This is a genomic window from Streptomyces sp. NPDC006368, from assembly GCF_040612535.1.
Lineage (GTDB): Bacteria > Actinomycetota > Actinomycetes > Streptomycetales > Streptomycetaceae > Streptomyces.
This window is the reverse complement of sequence record NZ_JBEXQK010000024.1, coordinates 33,481-59,225: the sequence shown is the minus strand read 5'-3', so window position 1 is coordinate 59,225 and position 25,745 is coordinate 33,481. Positions and strand designations below refer to the sequence as shown.

The window sequence follows — 25,745 nt, the reverse complement described above, 5'->3', positions numbered from 1 at the left end:
CGCGCTGGGCGCGGCCGACGGGGTCTGTTCGGCAGGCCGGTCGCGACGGCCGCTGATGCCACGCGCTCAACCGCATGCCACCCCTGCGTACCACCGCTGCGGCCGGCCGCAGCAGACCGGCCGCAGCAAGGCCGTGGCAGCGCCGCGCCACCCAGCCGGTCCCGGTGGCCACGCTCGCCGGGATGGAGTCGGCCGGTGCGTTTGCCCCCGCCCGTCCGGGGCGGTCAGACGGCGGGCGTGTCCGGTCCCATCCTGCTCCGTACGGCCATCTGTACCTCGTCCTCCTCGGCCGGGTCGGCGGCCAGCCGGCGCAGCCGTTCGGCGACGCGTACGTCACCGGTCTCGGCGTGCAGGGCGGCGATCTCCCTGGTGGTCTCCTCGCAGTCCCAGAGGCATTCGACGGCGAAACCGGTGGCGAAGGAGGGGTCGGTCGCCGCGAGAGCCCGGGCGGCGCGCCCGCGCAGCTGGGAGGCGGCGGTCTCGCGGTAGACGTGCCGCAGGACGGGCGCGGCGCAGGCAATGCCGAGCCGGCCCGCGCCGTCGACGAGCGGGTAGAGGGAGGGGGCGTCGGGGCCCTCGGACCGTACGGCCTCGCGGAGCGCGCCGAGGACCAGGGGGGCGTCGCGGGCGTCGCCGCGGGTGGCGAGCGCTCCGGCCGCCGAGGTGCCGAGCGGGTCGGGCCGGTGCGCCCAGCGCCGGGCGCGGTCGACGGCGGCGTCGCCGCACATGCGCTCGAAGGCGGTGACGGCGGCTTCGGCGACGGTACGGGACGCGTCGGCCGCGGCGGACTCGATGAGGTCCAGTACGGCGGGGTCCTGTCGTTCGGCGAGGTAGTGCAGGGCGGCGCAGCGGGCGCCGTCCGGGCCGCCGCGGGCGGCCTCGACGATCATCGACCGGTCCTCGGGACCGGCCACGGCGGTCAGGCAGCGGGCGGCCGGCACATGGAGGACGGCACCGCGCTCCAGGCCCTCCTGGGCCCAGTCGAAGACCGCCTGGACGCTCCAGCCGGGCCGGGGCCCGGTGGGGCGCAGCTGGCGCTGCCAGCGGTCGAAGGAGCCCTGTTCCTGGGCTGCCCGCACCCGGGCGCCGACGGCGTCCCGCTGGTCCTCGGCCCACAGCCGCCAGGGGCGTGGCTCGAAGGCGTCGCGTACGGCGGCGGCCAGCTCGGCGTCGCCCTCCGGGGTCGCCGGGAAGCGGGCGAGGACCGGCACGGCGAGCGTGCGCAGCGCGGAGTCGTCGTCGCGCAGCGCCAGCTCGTCGAGCGCCCAGGCCCAGTTGGCGCCGCTCGCGGCGTACCTGCGCAACAGCGCGAGGGCGTCCTGCCGGCCGTACGAGGCGAGGTGGCCCAGTACGGCGAGGGCGAGGCCCGTGCGGGACTCGTCCGTGTCGAGCTGGTCCCCGACGCCGAAGAGGTGGGCCTCGATGGTGTCGAGCCCGCCGTGGAGATCCAGGTAGAGGCGTGCGTAGTAGAGGGAGCGGTTCTCGACCTGCCAGTCCTGGCGGGGGTCGTGGAGAACGCAGTGGTTGAGGGCCGCGAGGGCCTCCGCGCGTGGCGCGGCGAGCGCGTGGAGCGTGCCGTCGCCGCGGCCCCTCTGCAGCAGGCCGAGCAGCGTGCCGCTCGGCGCTATGACTGGATCGAACATGGAAAATGCCTCACATCAAGCTGTCGACGCAACCGGGGAATCCCGGGAAACGGTGATTGCCTAGGCCGCGCAGCAACATGTGGAGCCGCCCGTCGTCTTCCGCTTGGTGTCGACCATCTTCCTCTGCCTCTCGTCGGTGGCCCCCTGCGGGCCCGACGTCATGATGACCCAGCCATTTCGCCACCGCGACCACATTTACGCCGCTGCTCACACCTGGCGTTCAGCACCCGTTCACCGGGACTCGAACAGCTCCAGGAGGTGGGTCTTCTGAAACATCCGCGCCGTGTCCACGGCGGACGGAGTGCCGGCCTCCGGATCCGCGCCGTGGGCCAGCAGGAGGCGGACGATCTCGTCCTCGCTCTTGAAGACGGCTCCGGCGATCGGCGTCTGGCCCCGGTCGTTGACGCGATTGGGGTCGGCGCCGCGCTCCAGGAGGGCCGCCACGGCGTCCAGGTGGCCGTGGTAGGCGGCGAGCATCACCAGGGAGTCACCCTTGTCGTTGGTGAGGTTCGCGGGCACACCGGCGTCGACGTACGAAGCGAGTGCCTCGGCATCTCCCCGGCGTGCCATGTCGAAGACCTTGGACGCCAGCTCGATCACTCCGGAGTCCGGGGTTTCACTCATCGTGCGGACCGCCTTTCACCACATTGACGCCGGCCCGCGCGGGCCGTGCTGACCTGCGGGGACCCGGCTGGACCGGGACGCACGGCGGGAGAGCCGTGCGAGTGACCGACAGGGTACTGCGGGGCCGGGACATGGTCCGGCCCGGCGGTGGCGGAGATCACTGCGAGGGATTCCACCGGGTCGGGGTGGGCGGATTCGCGCGCCCGGCCGCGCGCGACAGCGCTCCGGCATCGGCCAGTCAAGTGAAAACGCCAGAGATTCACCCATTTACACCTTTTATCGCATAGATACTTCCTGCGAGGCTGGAAGTACTCAAGGTGACTGTCCCCTCACCCAGGAGAACCTCATGATCCTGTCCATCTCCGGCGTGGTACTGCTCGGCATCATCGTCTTCCTCTTCTTCAAGAAGGACGGGCTCAAGGCCTCCCACGCCCTCGTCTGCGCCCTCTTCGGCTTCTACCTGGCAGGCACCGCCATCGCCCCCAGCATCACGGCGGGCGGCGCGAGCCTCGCCAGTCTGTTGGGCGGGATCAAGTTCTGACGCCCCACGACCCTTCCACCCCCTCAGGAGCACGACGTGGCCCGGCGACCACTCCCCCGCATTCTGAGCAGCGGCAGCGAAAGGATCGCTCGTAGCCGAGAGATCGCGCGCACGGCCGCCGACAGCGCCACCGACGTCCTCCATCCGCTGATCACGATCACCCGTGGTCTGCGGAAGCTGGCCGCGGCGGGTCGCGCCAAGTGGGCCGCGACCCCCAAGGACCGGCGCGGTCCCGCGCTGTTCCTCGCCGCGGCCTGCGTCCTCGTCGTCGCCCTCGTCCCGTACGGGCCGCTCCTGGCCATGATCTCGACGATGGCGGCAGCCGCGTGGCAGGGCCGGGAACGCCCGGCCGTGAGGACCGGGCCCGACGAGGCGGAGACGGAACGGCTCAAGGCCCTCTACGAGGCCCTGGTGCCGCACTTCTCCGTCCCCGAGGACCCGGCCCCGCTCTTCAGCCACGGCGGGGAGTGGGCCAAGGCCCTCAGCGACTTCGCGTTCGACGGCGACGGCCGGCCCACCCGCCTGCGGATCGCGTATCCGGCGTACTTCCCGGACGGCGACGCCGCGTCCCGCGCCCGCATCGAACACCTGTTGCACGCCAAGTCCGGGCGCGGCCGGGAATACCTCTTCGACTGGGACGAAGAGGGAAACCAGCTCCTCATGCGCGTGCTGCCCGCACTGTCGACCTCCATCGCCGCGCAGCGCTTCGTGACGGCGCCCGGCGAAACGGTCCTGGGCTTCACCGACGACGACGCGGTGCAACGGACCGTGCCGGTCTGGGAGGGCGACCGGCGGCGGGACGCGCCCCCCGTGGTCTGGCGGACCGGGCCCCGCTCCACCGAGCCCCACCTGCTCGCCGTCGGCCGGCCCGGCAGCGGCACCACCTCGCTGCTGCGCTCCATCGCGCTCCAGGCCCTGCAACACGGTGACGTGCTGATCGTCGACGGCAGCGGAACCGGTGAGTACGCCTGTCTCACCGGGCGCGCCGGTGTGCTGTCCGTCGAATGCGGGCTCTCGGGGGCCCTGTCGAGCCTGGAGTGGGCGGCCCACGAGACCGAACGGCGGCTGATCGCGGCCAACCGCGCCCGGCAGGCGGGGCGACCGGTGCCCGACGACACCAAGCGGCCGCTGTGGATCCTCGTGGACCGGCCCTGCGTCTTCGGGCACCTGGCGGCGGCCGACGGGCGCATGGACCCGCAGGAACTGCTCCAGGTGCCGCTGCGGCACGGCCGGGCCGCCCAGGTGACGGTCGTCGTGGCCGAGCAGTTCGACAGCGTGGACGCGCTCAGCGAGGCCGTACGCGCGCACACGCGCGCCCGTGTCGTCCTCGGGCCGGTCACCCCGGCGCAGGCGGAGGCGATCCTCGGGACCGCCCCCCACACGACACCCACGCCGACGATGCCGCCGGGGCGCGGGTACGCACGACTCGGCACGGGGCCGGTGCTCAGGCTCCAGGTACCGGTGACGCCGGACCCGTACGACGAGGAGGCGGCCGAGGCGCACCGGCAGGCCGTGCTCGACCTGCTCCCCGAGCCGCAGACGGCGGCGGACACGCAGCGCCTGGACCGCGCGACGGCCACGCGCCGGCCGACGGCGACCGGCGGCGGGCAGCTCGCCCCGGGCTGACGACCGGTGCCCGGGCGCGGGTGCCACCCATGAGCGGGGGCCGGGCGCTCCGGGCACGGGTGCGTGTGCGGCGCGTGGTCGTCGGGCGGAGTTACGCCACGAACGTCCGCGGCGTCTCCGTGCCCGTGCCCGTCCCCCCGGTCGTGCCGGACTCCACCAGGCGGGCCGCCGCGGCGAGGCGGACCGCGGCCTCGTCGGCCACCGGGCCGCCGACGGTGAACGGCAGCCGTACGTACCCCTCGAAGGCGCCGTCCACGCCGAAGCGGGGGCCCGAGGGCACCCGTACGCCCACCCGTTCGCCCACTTCGGCGAGGCGCGAGCCGGACAGCCCGCCCGTGCGCACCCACAGGGTGAGGCCGCCGCGCGGGACCTCGAACTCCCAGCCGGGCAGCTCCCGGCGCACCGCCGCGACGAGGGCGTCACGGTTCTCGCGGGCCTGGGCGCGCCGCAGACCGACCGCCTCCTCCCAGCCGCCCGTGCTCATGAGCCAGTTGACGGCGAGCTGTTCCAGCACCGGCGTGCCGAGATCGGCGTACGCGCGGGCGGCGACGAGGGAGCGGATCACGTCGGGCGCCGCGCGGACCCAGCCGATGCGCATGCCGGCCCAGAAGGCCTTGCTGGCGGAGCCGACGGTGATGACGGTGCTGCCGGCCGGGTCGAAGGCGCACACCCGCCGGGGCATCTCCAGGTCGTCGTCCAGGTACAGCTCGGTCATGGTCTCGTCGACGACGAGCACGGTCCCGGCCGAGCGGGCGGCGTCCACCAGCTGCCGGCGCTGGTCCTCGTCCGCCAGCGCGCCGGTCGGGTTGTGGAAGTCGGCGACGACGTACGCGAGCCGGGGTCCGGCGTCGCGGAACACCTGCCGCCAGCGGGGCAGGTCCCAGCCGGTCAGCCCCTCGGCCATCGCGATGGGCACCAGCCGGGCGCCGGCCTCGCGCATCAGCTGCAGGATGTTGGCGTACGAGGGCGACTCGACGGCGATCCGCTCGCCGCGCCCGGCGAACAGGTGGCAGATGGCGTCGATCGCGCCCATCGCCCCGGTCGTCACCATGATCTGTTCCGGCATCGTCGGGATGCCGCACGCCGTGTACCGGTCGGCGAGCATCTGCCGCAGCGCGGGCAGCCCGGCCGGGTAGTCGCCGTGCGTGTGGGCGTAGGGCGGCAGCTCCACCAGCGCGCCCTGGACGGCCCGGGTGAGCCAGGGTTCGGGTGCCGGGAGGGAGGCGCAACCGAGGTCGATCATGGAGCCGAGGGACTCGGGCGGCAGCGGTTCGAGGCCGCGGGCGGGCAGCGGGTTGCCCGCGGGCACGGCGGTCCAGCTCCCGGCGCCGCGCCGGGACTCCAGAAAGCCCTCGGCGCGCAGCGCCTCGTACGCCGCCGCGACGGTCGTGCGGCTCACGGAGAGCGCCAGGGCCAGTTCGCGCTCGGCGGGCAGGCGGGCGGCGACCGGGACGCGGCCCTCGAGTACCAGGACCCGGATGCCGTCGGCGAGCGCGCGGTAGGCGGGCGGCTTGCGGGTGCCGGGGCCGGCCGGCCGGGGCTGCTGGGTGTTCAGCTGCCGGGCCAGCTGGGCCGCACCGACCGCGGAAGTCCACTCGGTCATGGAAATCGGTCCACCTTCCTGGAATTGGCCATGGTTGAAGTCCAATTCCCCGCCCCAGAGTGACATGAGCCAGTCCACCACCACCACATCGGGGGGCACAACTTGTCCATCACTTCGGATGGCTCCGGATCCCGGCGCCGGCTGAGTCGCCGCCTGCTCCAGCTGTACGTGGGCCTGGCCCTGTACGGCGTGAGCTCCGCCCTGCTCGTGCGCGGTGGACTCGGCCTGGAACCGTGGGGCGTCCTGCACCAGGGTCTCGCGGAGCTGTCCGGACTCACGATCGGCGTCGTGTCGATCATCGTCGGCGCGGTCGTGCTCCTGCTGTGGATCCCGCTCAGGCAGAAGCCGGGCCTGGGCACCGTCTCCAACGTCTTCGTGGTCGGAGTCGCGATGGACGGCACCCTGGCCGTTGTCCCGGACGCCCCCGGCCTGGCGGCGCAGATCCCGGTCATGGTCGCCGGCATCGTGCTCAACGGCGTCGCCACCGGCCTCTACATCGCGGCCCGGTTCGGCCCCGGCCCCAGGGACGGCCTGATGACGGGTCTGCACCGCGTGACGGGCCGGTCCATCCGGCTCGTGCGGACGGCGATCGAGGTGGCCGTCGTCCTCACCGGCTTCCTGCTGGGCGGCTCCCTGGGTGTCGGCACGGTGGTCTACGCCCTGTCGATCGGGCCGCTCGCCCAGCTCTTCCTGAGGGTCTTCGCCATCCCCGCTCCCGGCGAGGGAAGCACGGTGGTCGCCGGGCGGACACCGGAGCAGGCGATACTTCGCCGGTGACTCGCGTACGCCACCCCTACCTGGACCACCCCGCCCTCATACCCTTCGCCCACCGCGGCGGGGCGGCGGACGGGCTGGAGAACACCGTGGCGGCCTTCCGGCGCGCCGCCACAGCCGGTTACCGCTACTTCGAGACCGATGTACACGCCACCGCCGACGGCCGGCTGGTCGCCTTCCACGACGCGACGCTGGACCGGGTGACCGACGCGCGGGGGCGGATCGGGGCGCTGCCCTGGAGCGTGGTGCGCGAGGCGCGCGTGGCGGGCGAGGAGCCGCTGCCGCTCTTCGAGGAGTTGCTGGAGGAGTTCCCGGAGGCGCGCTGGAACGTGGACATCAAGGCGGAGGCCGCGCTGGCTCCGCTGGTGGAGCTGGTCCGCAGGACGGGCGCCTGGCACCGGGTGTGCGTCGGTTCCTTCAACGAGGGCCGGGTCATCAGGGCGCTGCGCCTGGCGGGGCCGCGCCTGGCCACGTCCTACGGGGTGCGCGGGGTGCTGGGGCTGCGGCTGCGCTCGTACGGCATCCCGGCGGCGGTGCGCCGCGGTGCGGTGGCGGCACAGGTGCCGGAGAGCCGGAGCGGGGTGCGGGTGGTGGACCGCCGGTTCATCAGGGCCGCGCACCAGCGCGGCCTTCAGGTGCATGTGTGGACGGTGAACGACCCCGACCGGATGGCCGCTCTCCTCGATCTCGGGGTGGATGGCATCATGACCGATCATCTGGAGACGCTGCGCACGGTACTGACCGACCGGGGAGTGTGGGTCTGAGGCCGGCCGGGGAAGAACGAGGGGGCGGTCGTGACCGCGGAAACCGCCGGCCGGACCGCCGGGACACCGGAGCGCCGCCGCGAGCAACGGGGCTGGTATTTCTACGACTTCGCGTGCTCCGTCTACTCGACGAGTGTGCTGACGGTCTTCGTGGGCCCCTATCTGACGTCGGTCGCCAAGGCGGCGGCCGACGCCGACGGTTTCGTCCATCCGCTCGGTGTCCCGGTCCGCGCGGGTTCGGTCTTCGCGTACGCGGTGTCCCTCTCGGTCGTCCTGGCCCTCCTGGTGATGCCGCCGGCCGGTGCGGTGGCCGACCGTACGGGGCGGAAGAAGCCGCTGCTGGCCGTCTCCGCGTACGTGGGAGCGGCGGCGACGGCGGGGCTGTTCTTCCTGGAGGGCGAGCGCTATCTGCTGGGGGCGTTCCTGCTGATCGTGGCGAACGCCTCCCTGGCCGTCTCCATGATGCTCTACAACGCCTATCTGCCCCAGATAGCCGAGCCCAAGGAGCGGGACGCGGTCTCCTCCCGCGGGTGGGCCTTCGGCTACACGTCCGGCGCGCTGGTCCTGGTCCTCGACCTCGTCCTGTACACGGGCCACGACTCCTTCGGACTGTCGGAGGGGGAGGCGGTTCGGATCTGTCTGGCGTCGGCCGGTCTGTGGTGGGGGGCCTTCACCGTCGTGCCGCTGCGGAGGCTGCGCGACCGGGGCGTCACGCCGGGCGGCGAGGGCGCCGTCGGGTCGGGCCGGCGGCAGCTGATGGCGACCCTGCGGGACATGCGGCGCCACCCGCTGACGCTCTCCTTCCTGCTGGCGTACCTCGTGTACAACGACGGCGTGCAGACCGTGATCTCCCAGGCGTCGGTCTACGGCTCGGAGGAGCTGGGCCTGGACCAGACGACGCTGATCACGGCGGTCCTGCTGGTGCAGGTGCTGGCGGTGGCCGGGGCGCTGGGCATGGGGCGGCTGGCGCGTTCGTACGGGGCGAAACGGACCATTCTCGGCTCGCTGGCCGTGTGGACGCTGATCCTGACGGCCGGATACTTCCTTCCCGCCGGGGCGCCAGTCTGGTTCTTCGCGCTGGCCGCCGCGATCGGGCTGGTGCTCGGCGGCAGCCAGGCGCTGTCGCGCTCCCTCTTCTCGCATCTGGTGCCGCGCGGCAAGGAGGCCGAGTACTTCTCGGCGTACGAGATGAGCGACCGGGGGCTGAGCTGGCTCGGGCCGCTGGTGTTCGGGCTCGCGTACCAGCTGACCGGCAGTTATCGCGACGCGATCATCTCGTTGGCGATCTTCTTCGGGCTGGGTTTCGCGCTCCTGGCCCGGGTACCCGTACGGCGTGCGGTGGCAGCGGCGGGGAACCCCGTGCCGGACCGGATTTAGACGTGGAAGTCAAAGGCCGGTAGTGTACGCCTTTGGCCTGCCAGGCGGACCGTTACTGCGCGCCGAAGAAGTGAAGACGCTGGGTGACATCTTCTGCCAGATGTGACAAACCGGTCACTGGTGGGTACAACAAGGGGCGGCACGACGGGCGACGCATGACCCGCAACGGGAATCTTTACCGCCGACCGGACGTTGACCGGATGACGACGACAGCGACACCTGTCCTGTGGGCGACAAGCCCGGGAGGCACGATTCATGAGTGAGCGAGCTCTTCGCGGCACGCGCCTCGTGGTGACCAGCTACGAGACCGACCGCGGCATCGATCTGGCCCCGCGCCAGGCGGTGGAGTACGCATGCGAGAAGGGGCATCGTTTCGAGATGCCCTTCTCGGTGGAGGCGGAGATCCCGCCGGAGTGGGAGTGCAAGGTCTGCGGAAGCCAGGCACTTCTGGTGGACGGGGACGGCCCCGAGGAGAAGAAGGGCAAGCCGGCGCGTACGCACTGGGACATGCTCATGGAGCGGCGTACCCGTGAGGAGCTCGAGGAGGTGCTGGCCGAGAGGCTGGCGGTCCTGCGCTCCGGCGCCATGAACATCGCGGTGCACCCGCGCGACAGCCGGAAGTCCGCCTGAGCGCGTAACAGCGCCGGAGCCGATTCCGGAGCAATGAGCAAGAGCCGCGGGGCGGCGGTACATCACATGTGTACCGCCGCCCCGCGGCTCTTGGCGTCCGGCGACGGACGCCTACGGCGGCGGATCAGCGTGTCAGCGGCGGGCGCGGGCCCTCGTCGTCGTGCCGGCGCGAACGCTCCGGTGCGTCCTCTCGGATGACCTCGCCCTGCACCACCTTGCCGTCCGGGCGGTGGATGCGGGCCTGCTGGAAGGCGTCTCCCAGGGAGCCGTGCACGGCGGCCCTCATCCGGCGGTCCAGCGCCCGCTCCGCGTACCGGCCCACCGCCGCGCGCACGGGAGGAACGAGCAGCAGCAGGCCTACAACGTCCGAGGTGAACCCGGGCAGCATCAGCAGCAGGCCGCCGAGCATGAGGAAGCCGTTTCCGGGGCTCCCTGGGTCCGGGTCGGGAGCGGCGCCCGCCTGCTGCTGCTGGAGCGTCTCGGTGAGCGTCCGGAAGGCGCGGCGCCCGGCGCGCTTGACCACGGCGGCGCCGAGGACTCCGGCGCCGACCAGCAGGGCGAGCACGGTGAGTCCACCGGCCGCGCCGGCCACGAGGGTCAGCAGCCAGACCTCCAGCACCAGCCAGGCGACGATGCCGAGGGGCACGAGCGTACGGGCGCGTGAGCGCTTACGGGCGAGGGGAGGCGGTGCGCCGGTCGTCATGGTCCCAGTGTGCCCGGAGGCGTGCCAGGACGGCGTAAAGGGGTGGGCAGCCGGTGGTCAGGAGGGCTTGCGGCCGAGGAGACGCTCGGCCCGGGAGCCGACCCCCCACGCGGTGACCCGCCACAGCGCCTCGACGACGATGTCCCGGCTCATCTTGGAGTCGCCGTGCTCGCGCTCGACGAAGGTGATGGGCACCTCGACGACGTGGAACCCGGCGGCGACGGCCCGGCGGGCGAGGTCGACCTGGAAGCAGTATCCCTGCGAGGCCACGTCGTCCAGGCCGATGCCCTCCAGGGTCTCCCGGCGGAAGGCCCGGTAGCCACCGGTGACGTCGCGGAGGGGGACGTCGAGGAGGAGCCGCGAGTAGGTGCTGCCGCCGCGGGAGAGGAACTCCCGGGACTTGGGCCAGTTGACCACCCGGCCGCCGGGCACCCAGCGGGAGCCGAGCACCAGGTCGGCTCCCTTCAGGGCGGTGAGCAGGCGCGGGAGTTCCTCGGGCTGGTGGGAGCCGTCGGCGTCCATCTCGACGAGGACGCCGTAGTCGTGTTCGATGCCCCAGCGGAAGCCCGCCAGGTACGCCGCGCCCAGGCCTTCCTTGCCCTTGCGGTGCAGGACGTGGACGTGGTCGTCCCCGGCGGCCAGTTCGTCGGCCAGCTTGCCGGTGCCGTCCGGGCTGTTGTCGTCGGCGACGAGGACGTGGGCGTCGGGCACGGCGGCGCGGACCCGGGCGACGATCGACCGGATGTTCTCGGCCTCGTTGTAGGTCGGGATGATCACCAGGGCCTTGCCGAGCGGACCGTATCGCCGCTGACCGCTCCGACCACTCTGACCACCGTCGTTCACTGCTGCCCCTTACGTCCTGTGCGCTGGACCCCACCATAGCGAGCCGGGAGCGGGACAGGGATGCGGCAGGGGGCGCGGATCGGGACCCGGAGTCCTTCGGGCCGACCTTGGGGCCCGCTGGCTGCGGGTCGACCGAGAGCCGTTGTCTACTGAACGTCCGGGCCCCACCCGGGTCGCACTCCCCGACTCCCGGGGGAGCAGGGGGGACACCCGGCCGGGCGGACCTTCCCTCGTCCCCGAGGCGCGGACGCTGCATCTGGCTCCCAGTGGTGGTGCGCCGGTGCGGCACACCACCCCATGACCCAGCGGCCTTCGACGATGGCGGAGAGGTCGACCGGTCGGGCGTCCTGTGGTGGACCCGGCCGAACCTACCGGCCGCCGACCGTTCGCTGTCAACACCCCTTCGACCTGCGGCGTTTGAACGAACGGCCAGGTCAGCGACGAAGATCCGCAGGTGAAGGACGAGCGCGGCGGCGGGCGACCGGTGTACGAAATGTCCCTATGTCACTCGTTCGGTCGCACGAAGACCGTCCGGCCGGCGACGACCGTGCGCAGACAGAGCGGCAGCTCCACGCCGGGGGTCATGTCGGGCAGCCCGGGCGTCCCCGAGCGCGGGTCGGTCGACCAGCGGGCGACGCGGTCGTCGGGCGCCTGGACGACGAGGTTCTCGGTGCGCCAGACCGCGTAGTCGGCGGGCGCGCCCGGAACCAGCACCCCCGCGTCGTCCCGGCCCGTCGCCCGCCACCCGCCGCGTGTGTGGGCGGTGAAGGCGGCGCGCACCGAGATCCGGTGCTCGGGCGTGCGATGGAACGCGGCGGCGCGGACGGTGCCCCACGGGTCCAGCGGAGTGACCGGGCTGTCGGAGCCGAAGGCGAGCGGCACGCCGGCGCGCAGGAGCGCGGCGTACGGGTTGAGGGTACGGGCCCGCTCGGCCCCCAGGCGCTGGGCGTACATGCCGTCCTCGCCGCCCCAGGCCGCGTCGAAGGCCGGCTGCACGGAGGCGGTGAGACCGAGCTCGGCGAAGGCGGCGATGGTCTCGGGGGTGAGCATCTCGGCGTGCTCGACGCGGTGCCGGGCCGCACGCACGCGTGCCAGGCCCACCGCCTCGGAGGCCGCCCGTACGCCCTCGACCACGGCGCTGACGGCCGCGTCTCCGATGGCGTGGAACCCCGCCTGGAGGCCTGCCTCGGTGCAGGCGGTCACATGGGCGGCGACGGCGGCGGCGTCGAGGTGGGCGGTGCCCGTGTGGGCCGCATCGGCGTACGGCTCGTGGAGGCAGGCCGTGTGGGACCCCAGTGAGCCGTCGACGAAGAGGTCGCCGGCCGCTCCGACGGCGCCGAGTTCGCGTACGCGCCGGGCGTCCTTCTCGCCGCTCACGGCCTCGGCCCAGTACCCGACGACGCGGGGCCCCGGCTCGTCGGCGGCGAGCGCCAGCAGGGCCGTGAAGTCCTCCTCGTCGGAGATCTCGGGGCCCGCGCACTCGTGGACGGTGCCGATGCCGAGGGACGCGGCGTGGCGCAGTGCGGCGCGCTGTGCCCCGGCGCGCTGGCCGGGGGTGACGGCGGCGTGCGCGGCGGCGCGGACGGCGTGGTGGGCGGCGGCGGTGAGCGGCCGGTCGGGGTGGTAGCCGGCCAGATCGGTGACGCCGGGCACGAGGTCGAGCAACGCGCTTGTGACGACGGCCGAGTGGACGTCGACGCGCGGCAGGTACAGCGGGCGCCCGCCGGTGGCCTCGTCGAGTTCCCTGCGGGACGGGGGGCGCCGCTCGGGCCAGCGGGCGGCGTCCCATCCGTGGCCGAGGAGGACCCGGTCCTCGGGGCGTGCGGCGCTGTGCGCCCGTACGAGATCGAGGGCGTCGGCGAGCGTACGGGCGCCGGACAGGTCGAGGCCGGTGAGGGCGAGGCCGGTGGCCGTGGTGTGGACGTGCGCGTCGGTGAAGGCGGGGGTCACCAGGGCGCCTTCGAGGTCGATCACCTCGTCCACGCCGGAGGCGAAGGCGTCGGCGGCGCCCTCGGACCCCACCCAGGCGACATGCCCCCGTTCGACGACCATCGCGGTGGCGAAGGGGTCGGCGGGGCTGTGGACGTCTCCACCGCGCAGGAGCACGGTGCGGTGTTCGCTCTCGGTCATGGTGACCAGCCTAGAAGCGCGGTCACACGCGGGGCGGCCGGGCCTCGTACGGGGTGGAGAGGACCACGGTCGTACGGGTGGAGACGCCGGACTGGGAACGGATCCGGGTGAGGAGGTGCTCGAGTTCCAGCGGGGTCGAGACGCGCACCTTGAGGATGTAGTTCTCGTCGCCCGCGACGCTGTGGCAGGCCTCGATCTCCGGGATGTCGGAGAGCCGGTCCGCGATGTCGTCGGGGGCGCTGGGGTCGAAGGGTTTCACCGAGATGAACGCCGTGAGCGGCAGGCCGACCGCTTCGGGGTCGACGACCGCCGCGTAGCCGCGGATGACTCCGCGCTGCTCCAGACGGCGGACGCGCTGATGCACCGCCGAGGTGGACAGGCCGGTGGCCTTGCCCAGGTCGGTGTAGCTCATGCGCCCGTCCTTGACCAGCAACTCGACGATCTGACGATCCAGCTCCTCCATGCGGTCAACCTATTGCCCCGGGTGCCCTGCGGCACAGTCGGCGGCACCCCGGAAGGGCACCTGCGGGCGGCATGTGACGAAAGCCACAGGTTTGGGGTGCGGGTCGTTCGTGACCGGATGGTTATCCGGTTGCCCGGAAGGGAATTGGTTGCTGTGGTCGAGGCCGCAAGAGCCTGGTCGGCCCACCCAAGGGGGAGATTCTCCATGCAGGAGCCTGTTGATTCCGTTGAGCCCGAAGAGCTCGACGCCTATGACACTTTCGAGATGGTCCGGGTGATCTGCCAGGACTGCGCGCAGCCGATCGCGCTCCTGGCGGACGAGGACGTCCTGCCGGAGCACGCGCTGTGTCCCACACCCTGGAACCCGTTCGTCCTGTCGGTGTGTTCCGGTACGGGCCGGGCGGCGTCGGAGGCGCGTCCCGCCGATGAGTCGCTGGACCTCCAGGAGCAGGACACCGGTCTGCTGTTGACCCTGCCGCAGGGGCTGGACTGGCGGACGCAACCGTTCTCGCACGTGGGCGGCCCCGGCTCGCGTCCGATCAAGGTGCCGCCCAGGGCCGAGGTGCCGCAGATGCGGCGTGCCGCCTGACGTCCGCTCTCCGTTGCACCCGTACCGCTCCCGCACCATCGCCCCGAGCGCGGCGTGGTGCGGGAGCGGGCCGCCCCTCCTGGTCCGCGCGGGAGTTGACGACGCGGCAGCTGCGGCGCCCGGGGCGCGCCCCCACCGGCGGGTAGGCCGCGAACTGGCGCACGATTGCGTCCGGCGGTGACCGGGCCGGGCCGGGCCGCGTTGGCCGGGCATGACGCTGTACTCGACGTACCCCACGAGCGGCTACGGCGTGAGCCGATGGGCGACGCTGTCCGAAGAATCGGTTCCGCACCCGGCCGCCGACCCGCCCATCTACCGCGCCCTGGTCCGCCACTGGGCCGGCAGCGGCCGGACGGTGCCGGGCCGCCACGACCAGGAGTGGACGAGGCTCACGGCGGCGCCGGCCTGGCCCCTTCCCGGGAGCCCCGGCACGCCCGGCACGCCACGGTGACCCCTGGGGCCGGGACAGCGGGGCCGGGCGTACCCGGCGCCACGGGACTCAGCGGCTCTCGGGACCCGCGAGGTGCCGGGCGATGACCATGCGCTGGATCTGGTTGGTGCCCTCGACGATCTGGAGGACCTTGGCCTCGCGCATGTAGCGCTCGGCCGGGAAGTCGGCGGTGTAGCCGTAGCCGCCGAGCACCTGGACCGCGTCCGTGGTGACCCTCATCGCCGTGTCCGTGCAGAACAGCTTGGCCATCGCCGCCTCCCGCGAGAAGGGGCGGCCCGCGTCGCGCAGCCGTGCCGCGGCGAGGTACAGCGCCCGGCCGGCCTCGACACCGGTGGCCATGTCGGCGAGCAGGAACCGCAGGCCCTGGAAGTCCGCGATGGGGCGGCCGAACTGCTGCCGCTGCGTGGCGTACGCGACGGCCTCGTCCAGCGCCGCCTGCGCGACGCCGATGGCGCACGCCGCGATGCCCAGACGGCCGGAGTCCAGCGCGGACAGGGCGATGGCGAAACCCTGACCCTCCTCGCCGACGCGCCGCGCGTCCGGGACGCGTACGCCGTCGAAGTGGAGCTGGGCCGTGGGCGAACCCTTCATGCCCATCTTCTTCTCGGGCGCCGCCGCGCTCAGCCCCTCCGCGTCCCCGGGCACCAGGAACGCGGTGATGCCGCGCGCCCCCTCGCCCCCGGTGCGGGCCATGACCGTGTAGAAGTCGGCGACCCCGCCGTGGGTGATCCACGCCTTGGTGCCGGTGATGACCCAGTCGTCGCCGTCCCGGACCGCCTTGGTGCGCAGTGAGGCGGCGTCCGAGCCGGAGGACGGCTCGGAGAGGCAGTACGCCCCCAGGAGGCCGCCGCCGAGCATGGCGGGAAGGTGCTCGGTGCGCTGTTCCTTGGTGCCGTAGCAGGCAAGGGCGTGGCAGGAGAGCGAGTGCACGCTGACGCCGAGGCCGACGGTCAGCCGGGCGGCGGCGAGCTCTTCGAGCACCTGGAGGTAGACCTCGTACGGCTGGTCCCCGCCGCCGAAGTCGGAGTCGTACGCCAGGCCGAGCAGGCCGGACGCGGAGAGGAGGGAGAAGATCTCGCGCGGGAAGCGGCCGGCGTCCTCCTCCTCGGCCGCGCGGGGAGCGATCTCCCGCTGGACGATGTCGCGTACCAGGGCGATGAGATCCCTGGATTCCTCGGTGGGCAGCTGACGTTCCACCGGCTGCGGGGCGCGGTCGGGCATGGCGGCGCTCTCCTCCCTGTCGGGCGCTGCGGCGGGCGCGCGCGACTGGGTGGGCGGCGCCGCCGGATCTCACTGCCTCACCGATGCTGCCCTTCCGGGTCGCGGAAAGGGGCTGGCCAGCGGCTGTGGCGCGTTGAGTATGCCCGATCAGCGGCCTGGCGTCACGGGGTGGCAGAGATCATTCGGCTCGGCGGTCCCGGGGGTGTCCCGCGGCGCCCCGGGACGGGGGCGGGAAGGCCGGGACGCGCCGCGCGCCGGTCGGTGGCGCGGGGAGGTCGGGCGGTCCTGGGCGCCCGTGCGCGACGGTGGCGATCAGTGCCTCGCGCGCCGCGCGTCCCGGACGGCCCGCGCGGGGGCGTCCACCGACGGGCGTCGCGACAGTGGGCGGCGACGGCGGTCGATGTCCGGCGCGGCGGGGCGAGTTCGGTCCGGCGCCACCGCGGGCGCCGGATGCCGGATGCCGGAAGGGTGTGGCCGCGTGGTCCCGGGAGCGCCGCAGCGCCGCCGGTTCCGTACGCGGTGTCCGTCAGAAGAGGCCGGCCCGGGTGACGAGCATGGCGAAGACGACGACCAGCACCCAGCCCATGATGTGCTCGAACAGCTGGGGGCCGTCGTCCTTCGGTCCACCGGTACGGGCGCGGGAGGCGGCAGGGGCGGCAACGGCGGCAGCAGTGGTCATGGGTTCTCGCTCTGTGTCTGGTTTCGGTGCGGGTGTCCCCGGGTGACCAGACCACAGTGCCAGCACGGGCGGCCCGTGTGGTAGGAGATGTTCATCACGCCACCGGACCGCCCGTGAGCCCGCCGGGGACCCTCAGCGGATGCCGACCGCCGCGAGGGCCTTGCGCTGAGCGGCCGTGGGGTGGGCCGGCCAGTACAGGTAGCAGACGCCGCCTGTGCCGGACACCACGTTCCCCGAGGCGTTGTAGCGCTTGGTCCTCAACCAGATGTTCTCCCACTCGCGGCGCCGGTAGACCCGGCGCACGGCCTCATTGCTGGGGGACGCCGGGTCGTTGGCGATCACGTCGCCGCTCTCCGTGAAGCCGATCACGGTCATCAGATGTCCCGCCGTGCCGTATCCGGCGCCCGTGAGCTCCTCCTTCAGGAAGGACTGCGAGGTGATCGCCGGGATCCCCGCCCGGATCAGGGTCTCCAGCTCCGTGAGCGACCGCAGCCGGGTGACGACCGCGTTCATGTCGTCATACGTGGCGGCGTAGGCGGCGTTGAAGGGCCAGTTGCCGCAGCCGTCGTACTGGTAGTCGAAGGTGAAGCGGGCGGCGTGGCAGACCTGCGGGTCGGCGAAAGCGGGGTTCACCCACGCCAGTTGGGCCGCGGTGGGCTTGCGACCCCAGTACTCGATGATCATCTGCGAGGAGGTGGGGCTGCACCACGCCTCGCCGCCGTTGTCGTACTCCGGGTACTGCCCGATGTGCGTGTTCTGCGAGTAGCGGGGCACCACCAGTTCGCGGGCGAGCCCCGGCCGGGAGGCGGGCACCGTGAAGCGGTCCGGGAGGTCCGACGCCATCGCGCCGAGCCGCCACACCGTCGGCGTGGCCCGGCTGCCCGGCTTCCGGTGGAGGGTGAGCCGGAGGCGGTGGGAGACCAGGCGCGCCGTGGCGTCGTCGACCGCGAGGGTGTCGGTCCGGACGGTGCTCCTGCCGTCGCTCTGGCCGTCCACGGAGGCGCGCCGGATGTCGTCGTCTCCCGCCGCCCAGCGGCCCATGACGTACCAGGGGGTCTCGGCGCCGTCCGCGTACCGGCCGCCGAGCTCGACGGTGATCCAGGTGCCGGGCGGGGTGTGGGCGTTCCAGGAGGCGATGATCTCGGTGGCCGGGGCCGCGGAGGTGTGGCGCGGCGACGTCCAGGTGGCGTACTCCCAGGAGGCCGTGCGGCCGGTGTGGGGGTCGGTGTGGTCGCCGCGTCCGGCGGGGGCGCCGATCACCAGGCCGGGGCGGTGTCCGGCGACCGGGCTGGTGCCGCTGTGGGTGCCGGTGCACCAGTCGGTGTAGGAGGTCCAGAAGTGGTTGTCGACGAGACCGGGGTCCGGCGCGGTCGCCGGGGCGGGAGTGGCGCGAGGGGCGGAGGAGGGGGCCGGCCCCGAGGCGGACGCGGGGGCGGAGGACGTGGCCGCGCCGCCCGCGACGGCGAGGGCGGCGGCGAGCACGGCTCTGCGGGACGTGGAGGGTGACAGGGAACTGGTCATGGCGGTGACCCCCGGACGGGATGGAGGGATGGGGCGTCGAGTGCACGACAGGTGCGCCCACTATCCCGGTCCGGGGGCCGGGTCTGCCAGCAAGCGGCGCCGCGTCTCCCCCACCAATATTGGTCTCCACCGGTGGCTTTGTAGGGTGGCCGCATGGACTCCCCCGACCTGGGCCGGCTCGCCACCGAACTGGGCGCCCTGCCGCCCTCCTGCGGCCCGGTGCGCCTCGTCGCCGTCGACGGTCACGCCGGCTCGGGCAAGTCCACGTTCGCCGGGCGGCTCGCGGACGCGCTCGGCGGGGCCCCCGTCCTGCACCTGGACGACATCGCCACGCACGACGAACTCTTCGCCTGGACGGACCGGCTCCGGGCCGAGGTACTCGAACCACTGACCCGCGGCGAGGCCGCGCGCGTTCACCCGTACGACTGGAATCGGCGCCGCTTCGGCCGGTCCCGGCCGCTCGACCCGGCGCCCGTCGTGCTCGTCGAGGGAGTGGGCGCCGGGCGCCGCGCCCTGCGGCCGTACCTGGCGTGGCTGCTGTGGATGGAGCGGGGGGCCGAGGAGTCCTGGGCGCGCGGGCGTCACCGGGACGGACCGGCGCAGTCCGCGTTCTGGGACGGATGGACAGTGGCGGAGACCCGCCATTTCGCGGCGGACCCGTCGCGTCCTTTCGCCGACACGCTGGTACGGGAGTGTTCGGAGGGGTACGAGTTGCTTCCCGGGCCCTCTGAGACCGGATGCCCGCACCGTATCGTCACTGTGAGTGATCGACATTCGCCTCCATACTGAACAGTCGGGATTCGGCCGGGGCGAGTGCCTCAACTTCGCTTGACCGACGGGGCGTACAGGTCTTACGTTCTCAATGTGCGGCTTTCCGGAGCCGCCGCAGACGCGAAGCCCCCGGTTGTTCCCCCGTGATCGGGGGCTTCGTTCTGCCCTTCGCCCCTCCTCCACCGCCGTTCGAGCGGTTCTCGCTCACCGTGGGTCACCGGGGTCCGAACGCTCGCGGAGCCCTTAGTCGCACACGCGCTGCGCAGGTACGATGCCTCTCGGTACACCTCGGTGCACCTCGGTGCGGTGACATCCCGTTCACGAGAGGGCGATTGGGCAGGCTTCCGGCGGGTGAGCGCCCGGCGGGAGGAGGTACGGGGGCACGGTTTGTGGGGGACCCGATGGACTTCGGCACGCAGGGCGGCGCGCACGCCCCGGCCGACCTCGCCTGGCTGCGCGGCGTGGACGCCTACACCATGGGCGCGTATCCGCAGGCGGAGGAGGAGTTCCGCACAGCGGTGCGGATCGATCCCGGCATGGCCGACGGCTGGCTCGGACTGCACGCGTTACGCGTCGACACCACGACCGCGCTGCTGCGCATGTACCGCAACCGGGACCGCTTCGGCGAGCAGCGCGCCCGTCACCGGCGGACGCTGAACTCCTGGTATTGGCTGGGCTGGTGGGTCCAGCCGGTGCTGGAGTCCCCGCGCGATCTGCTGCTGGCGCACGCCTCCCACTGGCTGGACGGCCGCCACGTACCGGAGCTGGACCGGGCGCTGGCCGGGCTGCCGCCCGTGGACACCGATCCGCAGGTGCGGTTCCTGCACGCCTGCCGGGCGTACCTCGTCAAGGACTGGGACCAGCTCGTACGCCACACCGAACCGCTCGTCGACGACCCGCTGCTCGGCATCGAGGCGGGGCTGTTCGGCGGCATGGCCCGGGTCAGGCTGGAGATGTACGGGCAGGCCGAGCCGCTGCTGTCCGCCGCGCTGATGCGCTGCCGCAGCGAGCAGCCGCAGCGCAAGGAGCTGCGCTACTGGCTGGCCCGCGCGCACGAGGGCACCGGCCGCACCGCCGCGGCCCTGCCCCTGTACCGCGCCGTGCACCGGATCGACCCGGCCTTCATGGACACCGCCGCCCGGCTGGCCGCGATCGCCGAGTACGACGGGTTCGACGGCGCGGAGGAGGCGGCGGCCGGGCTGGCCACGGTGTCGCTGGCCGGCGCCGGACAGGACACCGCCGTGGACGGGCGGGAGGGCGGGGACCTGCCGGACGCCCCCGACGCGCAGCCCGGCGACGGTCCGCGCTTCGGCGGCGAGCCGCAGGGCCCGCAGCCGATCCTCGGCCCCGCGCCGCCCGCACCCGTGCACGGCGTACGGGAGAAGGCGGCCGGGCCCGGCCGGCCGGGGCCGCCGCCGTTCCCGGCGAGCCCCACCGACCCGGCGCTGCTCGCCGAGGCGCTTGCCGAGCTGGAGCGGATGGTGGGCCTGGATCCGGTGAAACGGCAGGTCAGGGCGTTGTCGGCGCAGTTGGAGATGGCGCGGCTGCGTGCGGGACAGGGACTTCCGGTGCAGCCGCCGAAACGTCACTTTGTCTTCTCCGGTCCCTCCGGCACCGGGAAGACCACCGTGGCCCGCATCCTCGGCCGGGTCTTCTACGCGCTCGGGCTGCTCGGGGGCGACCACCTCGTGGAGGCCCAGCGGAGCGATTTGGTGGGCGAGTTCCTGGGGCAGACGGCGGTGAAGGCCAACGAGCTGATCGACTCCGCGCTCGGCGGGGTGCTCTTCGTCGACGAGGCGTACTCACTGTCCAACTCCGGCTACAGCAAGGGCGACGCGTACGGCGACGAGGCCCTCCAGGTACTGCTCAAGCGCGCCGAGGACAACCGGGACCACCTGGTGGTGATCCTGGCCGGTTACCCGGAGGGCATGGACCGGCTGCTGGCCACCAACCCGGGCCTGTCGTCGCGGTTCACGACCCGCGTGGACTTCCCCTCGTACCGCCCGCTCGAACTGACCGCGATCGGCCGGGTGCTGGCCGCGGCCAACGACGACGTGTGGGACGAGGAGGCCCTGGAGGAGCTGCGCTCGATCAGCGTCCACGTGGTGGAACAGGGCTGGATCGACGAGCTGGGCAACGGCCGGTTCCTGCGCACGCTGTACGAGAAGTCGTGCGCCTACCGCGATCTGCGGCTGTCGGTTTGTGCGGCCACGCCGACCCGCGAGGACCTGGCCACCCTGCGCCTGCCGGATCTGATGCAGGCGTACGGCGAGGTGCTGTCGGGCCGCGGTCCGGTGAACCGCGGCCCGCAGGAGCCCCCCGGTTACTGAGGGGCGTCGCCGAGCGGTGTCACTGAGCGGCCAGCACACCCTCGGAAGCGGCCGGGCGCGACCGCGGCCCGGACGCCCCGGCGGTCTCACCGGCCTGGGTCGCGCCGGCGGTACCGGCCGGCCCGGGCGCCTCGGTGACGAGCGGCGCCAGGGGCGCGGCCGAGCGGTGCGCGGGGTCGCGCACCTCGCCGACCAGCATCTCCAGCACGTCCTCCAGCGCCACCAGCCCGAGCACCCGTCCGGAGGCGTCCGCGACCTGCGCCAGATGGGTCGCCGCGCGGCGCATCACGGTGAGGGCGTCGTCGAGCGGCAGCTCCGCCCGCAGCGTGGCCATCGGGCGCCACATGCGCTGCGGTACGGCCTTGTCGGCGTCCTCCAGATCGAGAACGTCCTTGACGTGCACGAACCCCATGAAGACACCGCTCCCGCCCTCCGCGCACACCGGGAAGCGGGAGTACCCGGTGCGTACGGTCAGCTCCTCGACCTCGGCCGGGGTCACCGACGGGGTGACCGTCACCAGCGTCGTACGCGGGATGAGGACGTCGGTGACCGGGCGGCTGCCCAGCTCCAGGGCGTCCTCCAGCCGCTCCTGCTCGGCCGGGTCGAGCAGCCCGGCCTGGCCGGAGTCCTCGACGAGCCGCCCGAGTTGGGCGCTGGTGAAGACGGCCTCCACCTCGTCCTTCGGCTCCACCCGGAACGCCCTGAGGACGAGCCGGGCGCAGGCGCCGAGCGCCACCGTCACCGGGCGGCACAGCCGGGCGAATCCGACCAGACCGGGGCTGAGCCACAGCGCGGTCTTCTCCGGCGCCGCCATGGCCAGGTTCTTCGGGACCATCTCGCCGATGACGAGGTGGAGGAAGACGACCACGGCGAGCGCGATGACGTACCCGAGGGGGTGGATCAGGCTCTCGGGCAGGTGGACGGCGTGGAAGACCGGCTCCAGCAGGTGGGCCACCGTCGGTTCGGCGACGGCGCCGAGGGTGAGCGAGCAGATGGTGATGCCGAACTGCGCGGCGGCCATCATCCGCGGCAGGTTCTCCAGGCCGTACAGGACCTGGCGGGCCCGCTTGGAGCTGGGCCCCAGCGCCTCGATCTGACTGCGGCGCACGGACACGAGGGCGAACTCGGCACCCACGAAGAAGCCGTTCGCGAGAACCAGCAGGCCCGCGAAGAGCAGTTGCAACACGCTCATCGGGCGGCCTCCGCCAGCTCCGCGGCGACGTCCGCGGTACGCACGAGCCGGACCCGTTCGGCGCGGTAGCGGTCGACCTGGCGCACCGAGAGCCGCCAGCCGGGCAGGTCGGCGCGGTCGCCCGGGGCCGGGATGCGGCCGAGCAGGTCGGCGACGAGCCCGGCGACGGTCTCGTACGGCCCCTCGGGGACGTCGAGGCCTATCCGCTGCAGCGTGTGGACGCGGCAGCTGCCGTCGGCCTCCCACGCGGGGTGGCCGTCCTCGGCGGCGACGGCGGCCAGCTCGGGCAGGTCGTCGCCCTCGGAGTCGTGCTCGTCGCGGACCTCGCCCACGAGCTCCTCGACGATGTCCTCCAGGGTGACCACGCCTGCCGTGCCGCCGTACTCGTCCACGACCACGGCTATCGGCTGCTCGTTGCGCAGCCGCTCCAGCAGCGCCTGGACGGGCAGCGTCTCCGGGACGAGCAGCGGCGGCAGGGCCACATCGGCCACGGCGGTGCGCAGCCGTTCCGTCATGGGCACGGCGAGCGCGTCCTTCAGGTGCACCATGCCGATGATCTCGTCGATGCGGTCCCGGTAGACCGGGAAGCGCGACAGGCCGGTGGCCCGGGTGAGGTTGAGGACGTCCGCCGCGGTGGCGTCCGACCGCAGGGCGCTGACCTTCACGCGCGGCGTCATCAGATGCTGCGCCGTGAGCCCGCCCAGCGCGAGTGTGCGGACGAAGAGGTCGGCGGTGTCCTGTTCGAGGGCGCCGGCCCGCGCCGAGTGCCGGGCGAGCGAGACCAGTTCGCCGGGCGTGCGGGCGGAGGCCAGCTCCTCGGTGGGCTCGACACCCAGCAGCCGCACCAGCCGGTTGGCGACGGTGTTGAGCAGCGCGATCACCGGCCGGAAGACGGACGAGAACAGGTACTGCGGGCCGGCGACGAACCGCGCGACCTGCAGGGGGCGGGAGACCGCCCAGTTCTTGGGAACGAGCTCGCCGATCACCATCTGCACGGCGGACGCGCCCAGCATGCCGATCATGACGGCGACGCCGGAGACCACGCCTTCGGGCAGTCCGGTCGCGGTGAGCGGCCCGTCGAGGAGCCGCGCGAGCGCGGGCTGGGCGAGCATGCCGACGACGAGCGAGGTGATGGTGATGCCGAGCTGGGTGCCGGACAGCTGGAACGACAGCTCGCGCAGCGCCCGTACGACGGTCCCGGCGCGCCGGTCGCCCTCGGCGGCGGCGCGTTCGGCGTCCGCCCGCTCCACGGTGACGAGGCCGAACTCGGCCGCCACGAAGAAGCCGTTGGCGAGGATCAGGAGGAATGCCGCGGCGAGCAGCAGAAGGGGGATGATCATGCCGCCGCCTCGTCGAAGGGGGCGGCGCGGGTACTACCGGACGATCCGTCCATTGCTGGAGGGAGTCACTCCTCGGGTCGTAGGTGCCCCGCCGGCGAATCGTGCTGCCGTACGCGCGAGGCGGTGGCGCGCTCGGCGCCACCGCCACAAGAGTAAACACGCGAGCCGCTGGTGGGGCAGGGGGTGGGCGCCCGTACGGGCGACAGGGCGGGGCTCCGCGGGGTCCCGCTTCGGCGCCGGGCCGGGCCGGAGGCGGGACAGGCGGGGTCCGGTGCCGGGTCAGGCGTCGAGAGGGCCCGTGCCGCGCGCTTCCGCCAGGGCCCGCAGGGCGCGCGCGTCGCGCAGGGCCTGCTGCTTGCCGATCCCCGGCTGGATGCCGAGCGCCGGCATGCTGGTGCCGTCGCTGAGGTCGAGGAACACCCAGGGGTCGCCCTCGCGCAGGTTGACCCGCAGGATCTCGGCCCAGTCCAGGCGGCGGGTCCGGGTCAGGTTGACCACGGTGACCCCGGTGTCGTCGGCGACGACCTTGGGGCGGCTGAGCAGCGCGAGGACGCCGAAGAAGAGCGCGGCGACGAAGATGAAGCTCGCGCGCTCCCCCGGGCCGAGCTTCTCCAGCATCAGGGCGACGGCCGTGATCACGGCGAACATCACCGTGCCCACGGTGAGCAGGACCGCCCGGGTTCGGGTGGGCCGGAAGGTGACCGGGAGGTCGGGGAGTGAGGTGGTGGACATGTCCGTGTCGTCAGCGTTCGTCGGGCGGATCAGAGGCGGCAGGCGTGGATCTCGGTCGTCAGGATGGCGCGGGCCCCGAGGTCGTAGAGGTCGTCCATGATGCGCTGGGCCTCCTTGGCGGGGACCATGGCGCGAACCGCGACCCAGCCCTCGTGGTGCAGCGGGGAGACGGTCGGCGACTCCAGGCCCGGAGTGAGGGCGACGGCCTGCTCCAGGTGCTCGACCCGGCAGTCGTAGTCCATCATCACGTACGAGCGGGCCACCAGGACGCCCTGGAGGCGGCGCAGGAACTGCTGGACCTTCGGGTCGTCGGCGGGGGCGCCGGTGCGGCGGATGACGACCGCCTCGGAGGTGAGGATCGGCTCGCCGATGACCTCCAGGCCCGCGTTGCGCAGCGAGGTGCCGGTCTCCACGACGTCCGCGATGACCTGGGCGACGCCGAGCTCGATGGCGGTCTCGACCGCGCCGTCGAGGTGGACGACGGAGGCGTCGATGCCCTGGTCCGCGAGGTGCTTGGCGACGATGCCCTCGTAGGAGGTGGCGATCGTCATGCCGCCGAAGTCGGCGGGGCCGCTCGCGGTGCCGGGCCGGGTGGCGTACCGGAAGGTGGAGCGGGCGAAGCCGAGCTGGAGGATCTCCTCGGCGTTGGCGCCGGAGTCGAGCAGCAGGTCGCGGCCGGTGATGCCGATGTCCAGCTTGCCGGAGCTGACGTAGATGGCGATGTCCCGGGGGCGGAGGTAGAAGAACTCCACCTCGTTCAGCGGGTCGACCATCACGAGCTCTTTGGACTCCTTGCGCTGCTGGTAGCCGGCCTCATGGAGCATCGCCGACGCAGGTCCGGACAGTGAACCCTTGTTGGGGACGGCGATGCGCAGCATGGGGTGAGCTTCCTAACTGTGGAGTGTGTGACGCGTGAACGGAGCGATCAGAGGTGGGCGTAGACGTCGTCGAGGGAGATCCCGCGCGCCACCATCATCACCTGGACGTGGTACAGCAGCTGCGAGATCTCCTCGGCGGCGGCTTCCTTGCCCTCGTACTCGGCGGCCATCCAGACCTCGGCGGCCTCCTCGACGACCTTCTTGCCGATGGCATGGACGCCCTTGTCCACCAGCTCGGCGGTGCGGGAGGTGGCGGGGTCGCCGGTCTTGGCCTTGAGCTCCAGCTCGGCGAAGAGCTCTTCGAAGGTTTTGTTCGCCATG

Annotated in this window: 25 protein-coding genes; 10 read left to right on the top strand and 15 right to left on the bottom strand. The window is 73.0% G+C overall.

The features are described 5' to 3' along the window. Window positions 1-224: 224 nt before the first annotated feature. Both ABZZ38_RS19080 and ABZZ38_RS19075 read right to left on the bottom strand, forming a co-directional pair. Window positions 225-1,643 carry a HEAT repeat domain-containing protein gene (locus tag ABZZ38_RS19080; protein WP_356741119.1) on the bottom strand — a complete coding sequence of 473 codons (1,419 nt, stop codon included), beginning with the start codon at window positions 1,641-1,643 and terminating at the stop codon, window positions 225-227. 231 nt (window positions 1,644-1,874) lie between these two features. Continuing rightward, window positions 1,875-2,267 carry an ankyrin repeat domain-containing protein gene (locus ABZZ38_RS19075; RefSeq protein ID WP_356741117.1) on the bottom strand — a complete coding sequence of 131 codons (393 nt, stop codon included), beginning with the start codon at window positions 2,265-2,267 and terminating at the stop codon, window positions 1,875-1,877. Window positions 2,268-2,613: 346 nt separating this feature from the next. Between ABZZ38_RS19075 and ABZZ38_RS19070 the strand changes: the two genes are divergently transcribed. Both ABZZ38_RS19070 and ABZZ38_RS19065 read left to right on the top strand, forming a co-directional pair. After that, entirely contained in the window at window positions 2,614-2,808 is a 195-nt protein-coding gene (locus tag ABZZ38_RS19070) for a hypothetical protein (RefSeq protein ID WP_017949565.1), read from the top strand. A gap of 36 nt (window positions 2,809-2,844) precedes the next feature. Next, window positions 2,845-4,434: a hypothetical protein gene (locus tag ABZZ38_RS19065; RefSeq protein ID WP_356741115.1), complete on the top strand. Its 1,590-nt coding sequence runs from the start codon at window positions 2,845-2,847 to the stop codon at window positions 4,432-4,434. Between the two features lie 91 nt (window positions 4,435-4,525). On the opposite strand, the gene ABZZ38_RS19060 is transcribed toward ABZZ38_RS19065, so the two are convergent. After that, on the bottom strand, window positions 4,526-6,037 hold the full coding sequence (locus ABZZ38_RS19060; protein ID WP_356741113.1) for a PLP-dependent aminotransferase family protein: 1,512 nt from the start codon (window positions 6,035-6,037) through the stop codon (window positions 4,526-4,528). A 102-nt stretch (window positions 6,038-6,139) separates the two neighbouring features. Between ABZZ38_RS19060 and ABZZ38_RS19055 the strand changes: the two genes are divergently transcribed. From ABZZ38_RS19055 to ABZZ38_RS19040, 4 genes are all read left to right on the top strand, one after another. Then, window positions 6,140-6,814: a hypothetical protein gene (locus ABZZ38_RS19055; protein ID WP_356741111.1), complete on the top strand. Its 675-nt coding sequence runs from the start codon at window positions 6,140-6,142 to the stop codon at window positions 6,812-6,814. Beyond that, on the top strand, window positions 6,811-7,575 hold the full coding sequence (locus ABZZ38_RS19050) for a glycerophosphodiester phosphodiesterase family protein (RefSeq protein WP_356741108.1): 765 nt from the start codon (window positions 6,811-6,813) through the stop codon (window positions 7,573-7,575). Before ABZZ38_RS19055 ends, ABZZ38_RS19050 begins: the two co-directional genes overlap by 4 nt. A 30-nt stretch (window positions 7,576-7,605) precedes the next feature. Then, window positions 7,606-8,952 carry an MFS transporter gene (locus tag ABZZ38_RS19045; protein ID WP_356741106.1) on the top strand — a complete coding sequence of 449 codons (1,347 nt, stop codon included), beginning with the start codon at window positions 7,606-7,608 and terminating at the stop codon, window positions 8,950-8,952. A gap of 255 nt (window positions 8,953-9,207) precedes the next feature. Further along, complete coding sequence (locus ABZZ38_RS19040; protein WP_026278069.1) at window positions 9,208-9,582, top strand: RNA polymerase-binding protein RbpA; 375 nt, start codon at window positions 9,208-9,210, stop codon at window positions 9,580-9,582. A 124-nt stretch (window positions 9,583-9,706) separates the two neighbouring features. Here ABZZ38_RS19040 and fxsA read toward each other — a convergent pair whose 3' ends face one another. The 4 genes from fxsA to ABZZ38_RS19020 form a co-directional block, all read right to left on the bottom strand. Then, window positions 9,707-10,285 carry an FxsA family membrane protein gene (fxsA, locus tag ABZZ38_RS19035; RefSeq protein WP_356741103.1) on the bottom strand — a complete coding sequence of 193 codons (579 nt, stop codon included), beginning with the start codon at window positions 10,283-10,285 and terminating at the stop codon, window positions 9,707-9,709. Window positions 10,286-10,342: 57 nt separating this feature from the next. Beyond that, on the bottom strand, window positions 10,343-11,128 hold the full coding sequence (locus ABZZ38_RS19030) for a polyprenol monophosphomannose synthase (protein WP_356741099.1): 786 nt from the start codon (window positions 11,126-11,128) through the stop codon (window positions 10,343-10,345). A gap of 504 nt (window positions 11,129-11,632) precedes the next feature. Continuing rightward, window positions 11,633-13,258, bottom strand: coding sequence for an amidohydrolase (locus tag ABZZ38_RS19025; protein ID WP_356741094.1), 1,626 nt, complete (start codon window positions 13,256-13,258; stop codon window positions 11,633-11,635). Between the two features lie 22 nt (window positions 13,259-13,280). Continuing rightward, entirely contained in the window at window positions 13,281-13,721 is a 441-nt protein-coding gene (locus ABZZ38_RS19020; RefSeq protein ID WP_356741090.1) for an Lrp/AsnC family transcriptional regulator, read from the bottom strand. Between the two features lie 204 nt (window positions 13,722-13,925). Between ABZZ38_RS19020 and ABZZ38_RS19015 the strand changes: the two genes are divergently transcribed. Both ABZZ38_RS19015 and ABZZ38_RS19010 read left to right on the top strand, forming a co-directional pair. Next, window positions 13,926-14,309, top strand: coding sequence for a hypothetical protein (locus ABZZ38_RS19015; RefSeq protein WP_356741088.1), 384 nt, complete (start codon window positions 13,926-13,928; stop codon window positions 14,307-14,309). Window positions 14,310-14,520: 211 nt separating this feature from the next. Next, window positions 14,521-14,760 carry a hypothetical protein gene (locus ABZZ38_RS19010; RefSeq protein ID WP_356741086.1) on the top strand — a complete coding sequence of 80 codons (240 nt, stop codon included), beginning with the start codon at window positions 14,521-14,523 and terminating at the stop codon, window positions 14,758-14,760. A gap of 48 nt (window positions 14,761-14,808) precedes the next feature. Here the strand turns inward: ABZZ38_RS19010 and ABZZ38_RS19005 are convergent, their stop codons facing one another. The 3 genes from ABZZ38_RS19005 to ABZZ38_RS18995 all read right to left on the bottom strand — a co-directional run bounded on the left by ABZZ38_RS19005 (window position 14,809) and on the right by ABZZ38_RS18995 (window position 18,181). Next, window positions 14,809-15,981: an acyl-CoA dehydrogenase family protein gene (locus tag ABZZ38_RS19005; protein WP_356741084.1), complete on the bottom strand. Its 1,173-nt coding sequence runs from the start codon at window positions 15,979-15,981 to the stop codon at window positions 14,809-14,811. A 526-nt stretch (window positions 15,982-16,507) separates the two neighbouring features. Further along, window positions 16,508-16,660, bottom strand: a complete 153-nt coding sequence (locus tag ABZZ38_RS19000) for an SCO1431 family membrane protein (RefSeq protein ID WP_356741080.1) — start codon at window positions 16,658-16,660, stop codon at window positions 16,508-16,510. A gap of 132 nt (window positions 16,661-16,792) precedes the next feature. Further along, window positions 16,793-18,181, bottom strand: coding sequence for a peptidase C39 family protein (locus tag ABZZ38_RS18995; protein ID WP_356741078.1), 1,389 nt, complete (start codon window positions 18,179-18,181; stop codon window positions 16,793-16,795). Between the two features lie 153 nt (window positions 18,182-18,334). Between ABZZ38_RS18995 and ABZZ38_RS18990 the strand changes: the two genes are divergently transcribed. Next, window positions 18,335-18,970, top strand: coding sequence for a hypothetical protein (locus ABZZ38_RS18990; protein ID WP_356741076.1), 636 nt, complete (start codon window positions 18,335-18,337; stop codon window positions 18,968-18,970). 383 nt (window positions 18,971-19,353) lie between these two features. Further along, the gene (locus ABZZ38_RS18985) at window positions 19,354-21,282 is read left to right on the top strand and encodes an AAA family ATPase (protein ID WP_356741074.1); all 1,929 of its coding nucleotides are present in this window, start codon (window positions 19,354-19,356) and stop codon (window positions 21,280-21,282) included. Between the two features lie 19 nt (window positions 21,283-21,301). On the opposite strand, the gene ABZZ38_RS18980 is transcribed toward ABZZ38_RS18985, so the two are convergent. From ABZZ38_RS18980 to ABZZ38_RS18960, 5 genes are all read right to left on the bottom strand, one after another. Then, the gene (locus tag ABZZ38_RS18980) at window positions 21,302-22,474 is read right to left on the bottom strand and encodes a hemolysin family protein (protein WP_356741072.1); all 1,173 of its coding nucleotides are present in this window, start codon (window positions 22,472-22,474) and stop codon (window positions 21,302-21,304) included. Then, window positions 22,471-23,814 (bottom strand): hemolysin family protein, encoded by a 1,344-nt coding sequence (locus tag ABZZ38_RS18975; RefSeq protein WP_356741070.1) that lies wholly within the window; start codon window positions 23,812-23,814, stop codon window positions 22,471-22,473. Before ABZZ38_RS18975 ends, ABZZ38_RS18980 begins: the two co-directional genes overlap by 4 nt. Window positions 23,815-24,093: 279 nt before the next feature. Then, on the bottom strand, window positions 24,094-24,546 hold the full coding sequence (locus ABZZ38_RS18970; protein ID WP_356741068.1) for a PH domain-containing protein: 453 nt from the start codon (window positions 24,544-24,546) through the stop codon (window positions 24,094-24,096). Between the two features lie 29 nt (window positions 24,547-24,575). Next, on the bottom strand, window positions 24,576-25,424 hold the full coding sequence (hisG, locus tag ABZZ38_RS18965; RefSeq protein WP_356741066.1) for an ATP phosphoribosyltransferase: 849 nt from the start codon (window positions 25,422-25,424) through the stop codon (window positions 24,576-24,578). A 47-nt stretch (window positions 25,425-25,471) separates the two neighbouring features. Further along, window positions 25,472-25,744, bottom strand: coding sequence for a phosphoribosyl-ATP diphosphatase (locus ABZZ38_RS18960; protein ID WP_031078175.1), 273 nt, complete (start codon window positions 25,742-25,744; stop codon window positions 25,472-25,474). Between the last annotated feature and the right edge of the window lies 1 nt (window position 25,745).